Origin of the sequence: Citrobacter sp. C5_2 (genome assembly GCF_014596845.2) — a bacterium.
GTDB lineage: Bacteria > Pseudomonadota > Gammaproteobacteria > Enterobacterales > Enterobacteriaceae > Citrobacter > Citrobacter werkmanii.
The window spans coordinates 4,783,199-4,796,882 of record NZ_CP115032.1; the positions used below are offsets into that span (position 1 = coordinate 4,783,199).

Below are 13,684 nucleotides of genomic sequence, written 5' to 3' on the forward strand. Positions count from 1 at the left end.
CACAGGCCGTATAAGAGCAGCGCCATCAGGCCTAACATAGACATAAAAAAACCCGCCGAAGCGGGTTTTTTATTATGGTCAGCAACGATTAATCGTTGTCAGAACCGCCCAGGCCTGCGTTCAGCAGTTCTGCCAGGCTGGCAGACGCATCTTCAGCAGTCACCTGCGGAGCAGCTGGCAGTTCACCCGCTGCGCGACGGCGCATACGATCCTGGTGGTACGCGTAACCGGTACCGGCCGGGATCAGACGACCCACGATGACGTTCTCTTTCAGACCGCGCAGTTCGTCGCGTTTGCCCGCAACGGCTGCTTCGGTCAGCACGCGAGTGGTCTCCTGGAACGATGCCGCGGAGATGAACGACTCAGTTGCCAGAGACGCTTTGGTGATACCCAGCAGATCGCGGGAGAAGGTTGCGCCCACTTTGCCGTTCGCTTCCAGCTCGCGGTTAGCGATCTTGACGCGGGAGTATTCAACCTGCTCGCCTTCCAGGAAGTCGGAGCTACCAGCGCTTTCGATGGTGGCTTTACGCAGCATCTGACGAACGATAACTTCGATGTGTTTATCGTTAATCTTAACACCCTGCAGGCGGTATACGTCCTGAACTTCGTTAACGATGTAACGAGTTACAGCATGCACGCCACGCAGACGCAGGATGTCGTGCGGCGCTTCCGGACCGTCGGAAACCACATCACCACGTTCTACACGTTCACCTTCGAACACGTTGAGCTGACGCCATTTCGGAATCATCTCTTCGTAAGGTTCGCTACCGTCTACCGGGGTGATAACCAGGCGACGTTTCCCTTTGGTTTCTTTACCGAAGGAAATGATACCGCTGATTTCAGCCAGGATTGCCGGCTCTTTCGGACGACGTGCTTCGAACAGGTCCGCAACGCGCGGCAGACCACCGGTGATGTCCTTGGTACCGCCGGATTCCTGCGGAACACGGGCCAGGGTGTCACCAGAGCTGATCTGTACGCCATCTTCCAGCTGAACAATCGCTTTACCTGGCAGGAAGTACTGAGCAGGCATATCGGTGCCTGGGATCAGAACGTCGTTGCCCTGAGCATCAACAATTTTCAGTGCCGGACGCAGGTCTTTACCACCCGACGTACGCTCTGCAGAATCCAGAACGACCAGAGAAGACAGACCGGTCAGCTCGTCGGTCTGACGAGTAATGGTCTGGCCGTCGATCATGTCAGTGAAGCGGACGAAACCACTCACTTCGGTGATAACCGGCATGGTGTGCGGATCCCAGTTCGCTACGGTTTCGCCGCCAGCAACCTGTTCGCCATCACCTTTCGCCATAACGGAGCCGTAAGGCACTTTATAGCTTTCTTTGGTACGACCGAATTCGTCGATCAGTTTCAGTTCGGTGTTACGTGAGGTGATAACCAGTTTACCGCTGGAGTTAACAACCGACTTCGCATTGCTCAGACGGATGCTACCTTTGTTTTTCACCTGGATGCTGGATTCAGCAGCCGCACGAGATGCCGCACCACCGATGTGGAACGTACGCATCGTCAGCTGTGTACCCGGTTCACCGATGGACTGTGCCGCGATAACGCCGATTGCTTCACCTTTGTTGATGATGTGGCCACGCGCCAGGTCACGACCATAGCAGTGCGCACATACACCAAAGTCGGTGTCACAGGATACAACGGAACGGACTTTCACGGAGTCAACGGAGTTCTCTTCCAGCAGGTCACACCACTGTTCGTGCAGCAGCGTGTTACGTGGAACCAGAATATCCGCCGTACCCGGCTTCAGAACGTCTTCAGCAGTCACACGACCCAGAACGCGATCGCGCAGCGGCTCTTTAACGTCACCACCCTCGATAACCGGGGTCATGGTGATGCCTTCCAGCGTGCCGCAATCGTCCTCAGTAACAACCAGGTCCTGCGCAACGTCAACCAGACGACGCGTCAGATAACCTGAGTTCGCTGTTTTCAGTGCGGTATCCGCCAGACCTTTACGCGCACCGTGAGTAGAGATGAAGTACTGGAGTACGTTCAGGCCTTCACGGAAGTTCGCGGTGATTGGCGTTTCGATGATGGAGCCATCTGGCTTCGCCATCAGACCACGCATACCAGCCAGCTGACGAATCTGTGCTGCTGAACCACGCGCACCGGAGTCGGCCATCATGTAAATGCTGTTGAAGGAAACCTGCTGCTCTTCTACGCCGTCACGGTTAATAACGGTTTCAGTCTGCAGGTTATCCATCATCGCTTTGGATACACGATCGTTCGCCGCAGCCCAGATATCGATAACTTTGTTATAGCGTTCGCCTGCGGTTACCAGACCAGACTGGAACTGCTCCTGGATCTCAGCAACTTCAGCTTCCGCTTCAGAGATGATCTCGTGTTTCTTCTCCGGGATGACCATGTCATCAATACCAACAGATGCACCTGAACGCGCTGCATAAGCAAAGCCGGTGTACATTGTCTGGTCAGCGAAGATAACGGTCGGCTTCAGGCCCAGAATGCGGTAACAGGTGTTCAGCATTTTGGAGATGGCTTTCTTACCCAGCGCCTGGTTGACGATGGAGAAAGGCAGACCTTTCGGTACGATCATCCACAGAATGGCGCGACCAATGGTCGTGTCTTTCAGGCTGGTGTGCGCAACGAATTCGCCGTTTTCATCTTTTTCATATTCAGTGATACGCACTTTAACGCGCGCATGCAGAGAGGCCAGGCCAGCGCGATAGATACGCTCAGCTTCTTTCGGGCCAGTCAGCACCATGCCTTCGCCTTTGGCGTTAACACAGTCACGGGTCATGTAGTACAGACCCAATACAACGTCCTGAGACGGAACGATGATAGGTTCGCCGTTCGCCGGAGACAGGATGTTGTTGGTAGACATCATCAGCGCACGCGCTTCGAGCTGGGCTTCCAGCGTCAGCGGTACGTGAACAGCCATCTGGTCACCATCGAAGTCGGCGTTATATGCCGCACAAACCAGCGGGTGCAGCTGGATAGCTTTACCTTCGATCAGTACCGGCTCAAATGCCTGGATACCCAGACGGTGCAGGGTTGGTGCACGGTTCAACAGTACCGGGTGTTCGCGGATAACTTCGTCCAGGATATCCCAAACGACAGCTTCTTCACGCTCAACCATTTTCTTAGCGGCTTTGATGGTGGTGGCGAGGCCACGCAGTTCCAGCTTGCCGTAGATGAACGGTTTGAACAGTTCCAGTGCCATTTTCTTCGGCAGACCGCACTGATGCAGACGCAGGTATGGACCTACGGTGATTACAGAACGACCGGAGTAGTCAACACGCTTACCGAGCAGGTTCTGACGGAAACGACCCTGTTTACCTTTGATCATATCGGCCAAAGATTTCAGAGGACGCTTGTTAGAACCGGTGATCGCACGACCGCGACGACCGTTATCCAGCAGGGCGTCAACCGCTTCCTGCAGCATACGTTTTTCGTTGCGTACGATAATGTCCGGCGCAGCCAGATCCAACAGACGCTTCAGACGGTTGTTACGGTTGATCACGCGACGATACAGATCGTTCAGATCTGACGTTGCGAAACGACCGCCATCAAGCGGAACCAGCGGACGCAGATCTGGCGGCAGAACCGGCAGAACGGTCAGGATCATCCACTCTGGCTTGTTGCCAGACTGTACGAAGGCTTCCAGCAGTTTGATACGCTTGGTCAGCTTTTTACGCTTGGTTTCGGAGTTGGTTTCGTTCAGCTCTTCGCGCAGAGTTTCACACTCTTGCTCCAGATCCATGCTCTTCAGCAGGGCCTGGATAGCTTCCGCACCCATCTTCGCGTCGAATTCGTCACCGAACTCTTCCAGCGCGTCCAGATACTGCTCTTCAGTCAGGATCTGTTGACGTTCCAGGTTGGTCATACCGCCTTCGATAACGACATAAGATTCGAAGTACAGTACGCGTTCGATATCGCGCAGCGGCATATCGAGCAGCAGACCGATACGGGACGGCAGCGATTTCAGGAACCAGATATGCGCGGTCGGAGACGCCAGCTCGATGTGGCCCATACGCTCACGGCGTACTTTGGTCTGGGTCACTTCTACGCCGCACTTCTCACAGATCACACCACGATGTTTCAGGCGCTTGTACTTACCGCACAGGCACTCGTAGTCTTTTACCGGCCCAAAGATACGGGCGCAGAAAAGGCCGTCACGCTCAGGTTTGAACGTACAGTAGTTGATGGTTTCCGGCTTCTTAACTTCACCGAAAGACCATGAACGGATCATGTCTGGCGAGGCCAGAGCAATTTTGATCGCATCAAACTCTTCGGTTTTAGTCTGCGCTTTCAGAAACTTTAATAAATCTTTCACGGATTTGCTCCCGTCGGAGTTAGCACAATCTGGCGCTGGCTGTTACGCCAGCACCAGTGACCTGTTTGATCGAGAGTTACTCGTCTTCCAGCTCGATGTTGATACCCAGCGAACGAATCTCTTTCAACAGTACGTTGAAGGATTCCGGCATGCCTGGTTCCATCTGATGGTTGCCGTCCACGATGTTTTTATACATCTTAGTACGACCGTTCACGTCATCAGACTTAACGGTGAGCATTTCCTGCAGGGTGTATGCCGCGCCATATGCTTCCAGCGCCCACACTTCCATCTCCCCGAAGCGCTGACCACCGAACTGAGCCTTACCACCCAGCGGCTGCTGAGTAACCAGGCTGTAAGAACCGGTAGAACGCGCGTGCATCTTGTCATCAACCAGGTGGTTCAGTTTCAGCATGTACATGTAGCCAACGGTAACCTGGCGCTCGAACTGCTCACCGGTACGACCGTCGAACAGGGTAATCTGACCGGAAGTCGGCAGGCCACCCAGCTGTAACAGTTCCTTGATTTCAGACTCTTTCGCACCGTCGAAGACCGGCGTTGCGATCGGCATACCTTTTTTCAGGTTTTCAGCCAGACGCAGAACTTCTTCATCGCTGAAGGTATTCAGGTCAACTTTCTGACGAACATCTGAGCCCAGATCGTAAGCACGCTGGATGAACTCGCGCAGTTTGGCGACTTCCTGTTGCTGTTTCAGCATGGCATTGATCTTATCGCCGATACCTTTCGCAGCCATACCCAGGTGGGTTTCAAGGATCTGACCGATGTTCATACGCGATGGTACGCCCAGCGGGTTCAGTACGATATCTACCGGCGTACCGTTAGCATCGTGTGGCATATCTTCGATCGGGTTGATCTTAGAGATTACACCCTTGTTACCGTGACGACCTGCCATCTTATCACCAGGCTGGATCCGACGTTTAACCGCCAGATAAACCTTAACAATCTTCAGCACGCCCGGTGCCAGATCATCGCCCTGAGTGATTTTACGGCGTTTCGCTTCGAGTTTTTTCTCGAATTCGTGTTTCAGTTCGTCGTACTGCTCAGCCAGTTGTTCCAGCTGATTCTGTTTCTCTTCGTCGGTCAGACCGAGTTCTAACCAGCGGTCACGCGGCAGTTTGTCGAGCTTCTCAGCTTCAACACCACCGGAAACCAGCACAGCGTAGATACGGCTGAACAGACCAGCTTCGAGGATCTGCAGTTCTTCAGACAGGTCTTTCTTAGCCTGCTTCAACTGCATCTCTTCGATTTCCAGCGCACGTTTGTCTTTTTCTACGCCATCGCGAGTAAAGACCTGAACGTCGATAATCGTACCGGAAACACCGTTTGGCACGCGCAGAGAAGAGTCTTTAACGTCAGACGCTTTCTCACCGAAGATCGCACGCAGCAGTTTCTCTTCCGGCGTCAGTTGGGTTTCACCTTTCGGCGTTACCTTACCAACCAGAATATCGCCACCGGTCACTTCCGCACCGATATAAACGATACCGGATTCATCCAGTTTAGAGAGCGCAGCTTCACCCACGTTCGGGATGTCAGCGGTGATCTCTTCCGGCCCCAGCTTGGTGTCACGGGACACACATGCCAGTTCCTGAATGTGGATGGTGGTGAAACGGTCTTCCTGGACAACACGCTCGGATACGAGAATGGAGTCTTCGAAGTTGTAACCATTCCATGGCATGAATGCCACGCGCATGTTCTGACCCAGCGCCAGTTCACCAAGGTCGGTGGACGGACCGTCTGCCAGCACATCACCACGTTCAACCGGCTCTCCCAGAGATACGCAAGGCATCTGGTTGATACAGGTGTTCTGGTTAGAACGGGTGTATTTAGTCAGGTTATAAATGTCGATACCTGCTTCGCCCGGGTACATCTCGTCTTCGTTAACTTTGATAACGATACGGGAAGCATCCACGTACTGAACAGTACCGCCACGTTTAGCAACTGCAGTAACACCGGAGTCAACGGCAACAGCACGTTCCATACCGGTACCAACCAGCGGCTTATCAGCACGCAGAGTCGGAACCGCCTGACGTTGCATGTTCGCACCCATCAATGCACGGTTGGCGTCATCGTGTTCCAGGAACGGGATCAGGGACGCACCGACGGATACCACCTGCTGGGTGGATACGTCCATGTAGTCAACCTGGTCACGGCTGAACAAGCTGGATTCGCCTTTGCTACGGCAGGTAACCAGATCTTCTACAAAGTGGCCTTCGTCATCCAGGTTGGAGTTCGCCTGAGCGATAACGTAGTTACCTTCTTCGATAGCAGACAGGTAGTGAATTTCATCGGTTACAACACCGTCGGTCACTTTACGGTACGGCGTCTCAAGGAAGCCGTATTCGTTAGTCTGTGCATACACGGACAGGGAGTTGATCAGACCGATGTTCGGACCTTCAGGCGTTTCGATTGGACATACGCGACCGTAGTGAGTCGGGTGTACGTCTCGAACTTCGAAGCCTGCGCGTTCACGGGTCAAACCGCCTGGGCCGAGTGCGGAGATACGACGTTTGTGCGTAATCTCAGACAGCGGGTTGTTCTGGTCCATAAACTGAGACAGCTGGCTGGAACCAAAGAACTCTTTCACTGCTGCAGAAATCGGCTTGGCGTTGATCATATCCTGAGGCATCAGGGTATCCAGATCGCCCAGAGACAGACGCTCTTTGACCGCACGCTCAACACGCACCAAGCCAACGCGGAATTGGTTTTCCGCCATTTCGCCTACGGAACGGATACGACGGTTGCCAAGGTGGTCGATATCATCGACTTCGCCTTTACCGTTACGGATATCGATGAGCTTCTTCATCACTTCAATGATGTCGTCTTTGCTCAGGATACCGGAACCTTCGATTTCGTCGCGCAGCAGAGAACGGTTGAACTTCATACGACCAACCGCAGACAGATCATAGCGGTCTTCGGAGAAGAACAGGTTCTCGAACAGGCTTTCCGCAGCTTCACGAGTCGGCGGCTCACCAGGGCGCATCATGCGGTAGATTTCTACCAGCGCGCTCAGACGATCGTTGGTTGGGTCGACGCGTACAGTTTCAGAAATGTACGGACCGTGGTCCAGATCGTTAGTGAACAGCGTTTCGATACGCTTGTGACCAGACTGGCTCAGCTTAGCCAGCAGATCCAGGCTCAGCTCCATGTTAGCTGCGCAGATCAGCTCGCCAGTAGATTCGTCAACGTAGTCTTTAGCCGCAACCTTACCAGCAATGTATTCAACCGGAACTTCGATATGCTTGATATCGTCTTTTTCCAGCTGGCGAATATGGCGCGCAGTGATGCGACGGCCTTTTTCGACGTAGACTTTGCCGTTAGCTTCGATGTCAAAGGAGGCGGTTTCACCACGCAGGCGTTCCGGCACCAGTTCCATCTGCAGCTTGTTGTCGCGAATTTCGAAAACTACTTTTTCAAAGAACAGGTCAAGGATCTGCTCAGTGGTGTAGTTCAGCGCACGCAGAATGATGGTCGCAGGCAGTTTACGGCGACGGTCAATACGTACGAACAGGTTGTCCTTCGGATCGAATTCGAAGTCCAGCCAGGAACCACGGTAAGGAATGATACGCGCGTTATACAGCACTTTACCCGAAGAGTGGGTTTTACCTTTGTCGGAGTCAAAGAAGACGCCAGGACTACGGTGCAGCTGAGAAACGATAACACGCTCAGTACCGTTGATAACAAAGGTACCGTTGTCGGTCATGAGCGGAATTTCGCCCATGTAGACTTCTTGTTCTTTAATGTCTTTTACGGTGCCTTCCGGCGCTTCGCGCTCGTAGATCACCAGACGCAGTTTTACGCGCAGCGGTGCGGAATAGGTCACGCCACGGATCTGACATTCCTGAACGTCAAACACCGGTTCGCCAAGACGGTAGCTGACGTATTGCAGCTCGGAATTACCGCTGTAGCTCTGAATCGGGAAAACGGAACGGAAAGCTGCTTCCAGACCATACTGCCCTTCAGGATCTTGCTCGATGAACTTCTGAAACGAGTCAAGCTGGATAGAAAGGAGATAAGGTATGTCCAACACTTGCGGACGTTTACCAAAATCCTTACGAATACGTTTTTTCTCGGTATAGGAGTAAACCATTAGGGTTCCTCAGCTCGCTGACAAGTCGACCCATCTGTCCATTGAGCGGACAGTTTGTGCAACACTATTTTGTTGACCGGAAAATCGAATACTTTCCGCAATGCCTGTTGCTATCACGCTTAAACCATTTCATTGCGATTTACACAGAACTGACGCTCTGTCGCAGTATATTAAGACGTCGATAGAAACAAGCATTGAAAGGCACAGCAGTAGTCAAACAGTGTGAAACGCTACTGGCGCCTTACAGCGCAAAAAGGCTGGTGACTAAAAAGTCACCAGCCATCAGCCTAATTTCTTAGGCTGCAACCAGAAAAGTTGGCTTATTTAACTTCAACTTCAGCGCCAGCTTCTTCCAGAGATTTTTTCAGTGCTTCTGCGTCGTCTTTGCTCACGCCTTCTTTCAGCGCAGCCGGTGCAGATTCTACCAGGTCTTTAGCTTCTTTCAGACCCAGGCCAGTTGCGCCACGTACTGCTTTGATAACAGCAACTTTGTTAGCGCCAGCAGCTTTCAGAATTACGTCGAATTCAGTTTTTTCTTCAGCAGCTTCAGCCGGGCCAGCAGCTACAGCTACAGCAGCAGCAGCGGAAACACCGAATTTTTCTTCCATTGCAGAAATCAGCTCTACAACGTCCATTACGGACATAGCGGATACTGCTTCAATGATTTGATCTTTAGTGATAGACATTTAAATTGTTCCTGAAAATCAGAATAAGTTTATACGTAAGCAGATGCTTGAGAAAGGTAACTGCAATTAAGCAGCTTCTTTCGCATCGCGTACAGCAGCCAGAGTACGAACCAGTTTGCCAGCCGAAGCTTCTTTCATGGTTGCCATCAGGCGTGCAATTGCTTCTTCGTAGGTCGGCAGAGTTGCCAGGCGATCGATATTCGATGCGGTAATCAACTCACCTTCAAAGGCTGCGGCTTTGACCTCAAATTTTGCATTCGCTTTCGCGAACTCTTTGAACAGACGAGCAGCGGCGCCCGGGTGTTCCATAGAGTATGCAATCAGGGTCGGACCAACAAACGTGTCTTTCAGGCACTCGAACTGAGTACCTTCAACGACGCGGCGCAGCAGGGTGTTACGAACAACACGCATGTATACGCCAGCTTCACGACCTGCTTTACGCAGTTCAGTCATTTTATCTACAGTTACGCCACGGGAATCCGCAACTACTGCAGACAGCGCGCCTTTGGCTACTTCGCTGACTTCAGCAACAATCGCTTGTTTGTCTTGAAGATTTAAAGCCATTAGCTTTGCTCCTGGATGTTTGCCGGAACTCATGTTCCGGAACTCACTTCACTCCCCCCAACGGAGAGAGCGTCTAAATACGGTGAGCAGAAACAAGCCAGAGTATCAGAAATAATCTTAGCGTTCTGTCACCGTCTACGCAGGGCATTAAGTTTCTTGCGAAACACCTGCGGTCTTCGACGGAGGCCTGGATAGGCCAGGCTCCAACGAACAAATCTGTTGTCTATCGGCCGAAGCTAATAGAATCGTGGGCGAAGATTGTAGACAAATTCGCCGCCCACGTAAAGCTAATCTTAGACGTTCGCAGACGCGCTCAGACCAGCCTGATCAACGGCAACACCAGCACCCATGGTGGTGGAGATGCTAACTTTCTTGATGTACACGCCTTTTGCCTGAGTCGGTTTTGCTTTTTTCAGCGCAACCAGCAGAGCTTCCAGGTTTTCTTTCAGTTTGTCAGCGTCAAAATCCACTTTACCGATGGTGGTGTGGATGATGCCGTTTTTGTCGTTACGGTAACGAACCTGGCCAGCTTTAGCGTTCTTAACCGCTTCAGCAACGTTCGGAGTTACGGTACCAACTTTCGGGTTTGGCATCAGGCCGCGCGGACCCAGAACCTGACCCAACTGGCCAACAACGCGCATTGCATCCGGAGAAGCAATAACAACGTCAAAGTTCATTTCGCCTTTCTTGATCTGGTCAGCCAGATCTTCCATACCTACCAGTTCAGCGCCTGCAGCTTTAGCAGCTTCAGCGTTTGCACCCTGGGTAAATACGGCTACGCGAACAGAACGGCCAGTACCGTGCGGCAGTACAGTTGCACCACGTACGTTCTGGTCAGATTTACGAGCGTCGATGCCGAGGTTAACGGCAACGTCCACGCTTTCTACGAATTTAGCAGTGGCCAGCTCTTTCAGCAGAGCAATAGCTTCGTTGATGTCGTACTGTTTAGTTGCATCAACTTTGTCACGGATCACGCGCATACGCTTGGTCAGTTTAGCCATTTCTTAGTCCTCCACTACCAGGCCCATGGAACGTGCAGTACCTTCAATGGAGCGAGTCATCGCTTCAATGTCGGAACCAGTCATGTCGGCAGCTTTGGTCTGCGCGATTTCCTGCAGCTGAGCGCGGGAAATTTTACCCACTTTGTCTTTGTTCGGCTTGCCGGAACCAGACTTGATACCAGCCGCTTTCTTCAGCAGTACTGCTGCCGGAGGCGTTTTGGTAACGAAAGTGAAAGAACGGTCAGCGTAAACGGTGATAACAACCGGGATCGGCAGACCTTTTTCAATGGAATCAGTTTTTGCGTTGAACGCTTTGCAGAATTCCATGATGTTCACGCCTTGTTGACCCAGTGCTGGACCTACCGGCGGACTCGGGTTAGCCATACCAGCTGCAACCTGCAGCTTGACATAGGCTTGGACTTTCTTAGCCATTCTAAATTCCTCTAGTTGGGTTATAGCGCCTCAAAGAGGCTCCCCGTGTTTTTAAATTCGTTTTACGGACAGAGTCCATAAAAACAAAAGGCGCGAAATTGTATTCCAATCTCGCGCCTTGTGCAACGATTAAATCGCCGCTTTTTTGATCGACGTGTTAGGCTTTCTCAACCTGGGCGAAGTCCAGTTCAACCGGAGTCGCACGACCGAAGATAGATACAGAAACTTTCAGACGAGACTTCTCGTAGTCCACTTCTTCAACTACGCCGTTAAAGTCAGCAAACGGACCATCGCTAACGCGAACCATTTCGCCCGGCTCAAACATCGTTTTCGGACGCGGCTTATCACCAACCTGCTGCAGACGGTTCATGATCGCATCAACTTCTTTGTCGCTGATTGGCGCCGGACGGTCAGAAGTACCGCCGATAAAGCCCATCACACGCGGAACGCTGCGCACCAGGTGCCAGCTCGCATCATTCATGACCATCTGGACCAGTACATAGCCCGGGAAGAATTTACGTTCGCTCTTGCGACGCTGGCCACCACGGATCTCGACCACTTCTTCTGTCGGCACCATGACTTCGCCAAACAGCTCTTCCATATTTTGTAACTTGATATATTCGCGCAGCGACGTGGCAACGCGGCCTTCAAAACCGGAAAACGCCTGAACGACGTACCAGCGCTTTTTAGGGGCTTCAGACATCTTAGAACCTCAGGCCAGTGATAAAGGATACCAGGCGAACCAGAATACCATCCAGTCCCCACAGGATCAGTGACATTACTGCGGTAACCGCAGCCACAATTAATGTGGTGTGCAATGTTTCCTGGCGAGTTGGCCAAATGACCTTACGGACTTCGGTTCTCGCTTCACGGGCAAAAGCAACGGTCGCTTTACCTTTTGTTGTCAACAGCGCGACACCACCCGCTGCGGCAATCAGAATCACTACGGCCAGCGCACGCAGCGGCAGCATCATGTCACGATAAAGGTAATTGCCAACGATAGCTACAAGCAGCAATACAGCGACAACAACCCACTTCATCGCTTCCAGGCCGCGCCCGCTTCCTTGAGCTTCGGTATTCGCACTCATAAACCAACCTGTCAGAAGTATTCTACAAACATTTTCACCCCGCGTAAGCGAGGCGATCCAAACCGAAATGCTCTGGTGCGTTTCGGACTAAACGCCCTCTTCAGAGCCTGTCTCAGCAATGATTATGACAAAAAAAATCACTGATGAGCCAGGTTCTGGTGTGAAAGCGTGCAAAAAGGGCATCAAATGATGCCCTTTTATTGCGCATTGCGTCAAATGTTATTCGGCAATTAGCTCATTACTTTGGCAACAACGCCCGCACCAACAGTACGGCCGCCTTCACGGATTGCGAAACGCAGACCGTCGTCCATCGCGATCGGGTGGATCAGGGTAACAACCATTTTGATGTTGTCGCCCGGCATTACCATCTCTACGCCTTCCGGCAGTTCGATGGTGCCAGTCACGTCAGTAGTACGGAAGTAGAACTGCGGACGGTAGCCTTTGAAGAACGGAGTATGACGGCCGCCTTCGTCTTTGGACAGGATGTACACTTCAGATTCGAACTTGGTGTGTGGCTTGATAGAGCCCGGCTTAGCCAGTACCTGACCACGTTCGATTTCTTCACGTTTGATACCACGCAGCAGAACACCAACGTTCTCACCAGCACGGCCTTCGTCCAGCAGTTTGCGGAACATTTCAACGCCAGTACAGGTAGACTTAGCGGTGTCTTTGATACCAACGATTTCAACTTCTTCGCCAACTTTGATGATACCGCGCTCTACACGACCGGTAACAACGGTACCACGACCGGAGATGGAGAATACGTCTTCGATAGGCAGCAGGAACGGCTTGTCAATCGCACGCTCTGGTTCCGGGATGTAAGAGTCCAGGAAGCCAGCCAGTTCGATGATTTTCGCTTCCCACTCTGCTTCGCCTTCCAGCGCTTTCAGAGCAGAACCACGAACGATCGGCGTGTCGTCGCCCGGGAAATCGTACTGAGACAGAAGTTCACGAACTTCCATTTCTACCAGTTCCAGCAGCTCTTCGTCATCAACCATGTCGCATTTGTTCAGGAACACGATGATGTACGGAACGCCTACCTGACGACCCAGCAGGATGTGCTCACGAGTCTGCGGCATCGGGCCGTCAGTCGCAGCAACAACCAGGATCGCGCCGTCCATCTGCGCAGCACCGGTGATCATGTTTTTAACATAGTCGGCGTGGCCCGGGCAGTCTACGTGTGCGTAGTGGCGAGTCGGGGTGTCATATTCAACGTGAGAAGTGTTGATGGTGATACCACGAGCTTTTTCTTCCGGCGCGTTATCGATCTGGTCGAATGCACGAGCAGCACCGCCGTAGGTTTTAGCCAGTACGGTAGTGATTGCAGCGGTCAGCGTTGTTTTACCATGGTCAACGTGGCCGATAGTACCGACGTTAACGTGCGGTTTAGTACGTTCAAATTTTTCTTTAGACATCGATTGTCCCTCTAAGACACGGATAAATCGGTGATATCACCACATCAACCAGGCAATATACCTGAGCTGTTGAATGCTTTT

At 52.2% G+C, this 13,684-nt stretch carries 9 protein-coding genes; all 9 read right to left on the minus strand.

Annotated elements, in window-relative coordinates; genetic code table 11:
• Positions 1–88: 88 nt before the first annotated feature.
• Complete coding sequence (gene rpoC, locus ICA20_RS23220; protein WP_188245569.1) at positions 89–4,312, minus strand: DNA-directed RNA polymerase subunit beta'; 4,224 nt, start codon at positions 4,310–4,312, stop codon at positions 89–91.
• 76 nt (positions 4,313–4,388) lie between these two features.
• A complete protein-coding gene (gene rpoB, locus ICA20_RS23225; RefSeq protein ID WP_003033111.1) occupies positions 4,389–8,417 on the minus strand; it encodes a DNA-directed RNA polymerase subunit beta in 4,029 nt (1,342 codons plus the stop codon).
• Between the two features lie 320 nt (positions 8,418–8,737).
• Positions 8,738–9,103 carry a 50S ribosomal protein L7/L12 gene (gene rplL, locus ICA20_RS23230; RefSeq protein WP_000028882.1) on the minus strand — a complete coding sequence of 122 codons (366 nt, stop codon included), beginning with the start codon at positions 9,101–9,103 and terminating at the stop codon, positions 8,738–8,740.
• Between the two features lie 66 nt (positions 9,104–9,169).
• Entirely contained in the window at positions 9,170–9,667 is a 498-nt protein-coding gene (gene rplJ, locus ICA20_RS23235; RefSeq protein ID WP_005132895.1) for a 50S ribosomal protein L10, read from the minus strand.
• Between the two features lie 293 nt (positions 9,668–9,960).
• A complete protein-coding gene (rplA, locus tag ICA20_RS23240; RefSeq protein WP_006688358.1) occupies positions 9,961–10,668 on the minus strand; it encodes a 50S ribosomal protein L1 in 708 nt (235 codons plus the stop codon).
• A 3-nt stretch (positions 10,669–10,671) separates the two neighbouring features.
• Positions 10,672–11,100, minus strand: coding sequence for a 50S ribosomal protein L11 (gene rplK / locus ICA20_RS23245; RefSeq protein WP_038636105.1), 429 nt, complete (start codon positions 11,098–11,100; stop codon positions 10,672–10,674).
• A 157-nt stretch (positions 11,101–11,257) separates the two neighbouring features.
• Entirely contained in the window at positions 11,258–11,803 is a 546-nt protein-coding gene (nusG, locus tag ICA20_RS23250) for a transcription termination/antitermination protein NusG (RefSeq protein WP_003033125.1), read from the minus strand.
• 1 nt (position 11,804) lies between these two features.
• Positions 11,805–12,188, minus strand: coding sequence for a preprotein translocase subunit SecE (gene secE / locus ICA20_RS23255; protein WP_003033128.1), 384 nt, complete (start codon positions 12,186–12,188; stop codon positions 11,805–11,807).
• Positions 12,189–12,418: 230 nt separating this feature from the next.
• Positions 12,419–13,603 (minus strand): elongation factor Tu, encoded by a 1,185-nt coding sequence (gene tuf / locus ICA20_RS23260; protein ID WP_016157942.1) that lies wholly within the window; start codon positions 13,601–13,603, stop codon positions 12,419–12,421.
• Positions 13,604–13,684: the final 81 nt, after the last annotated feature.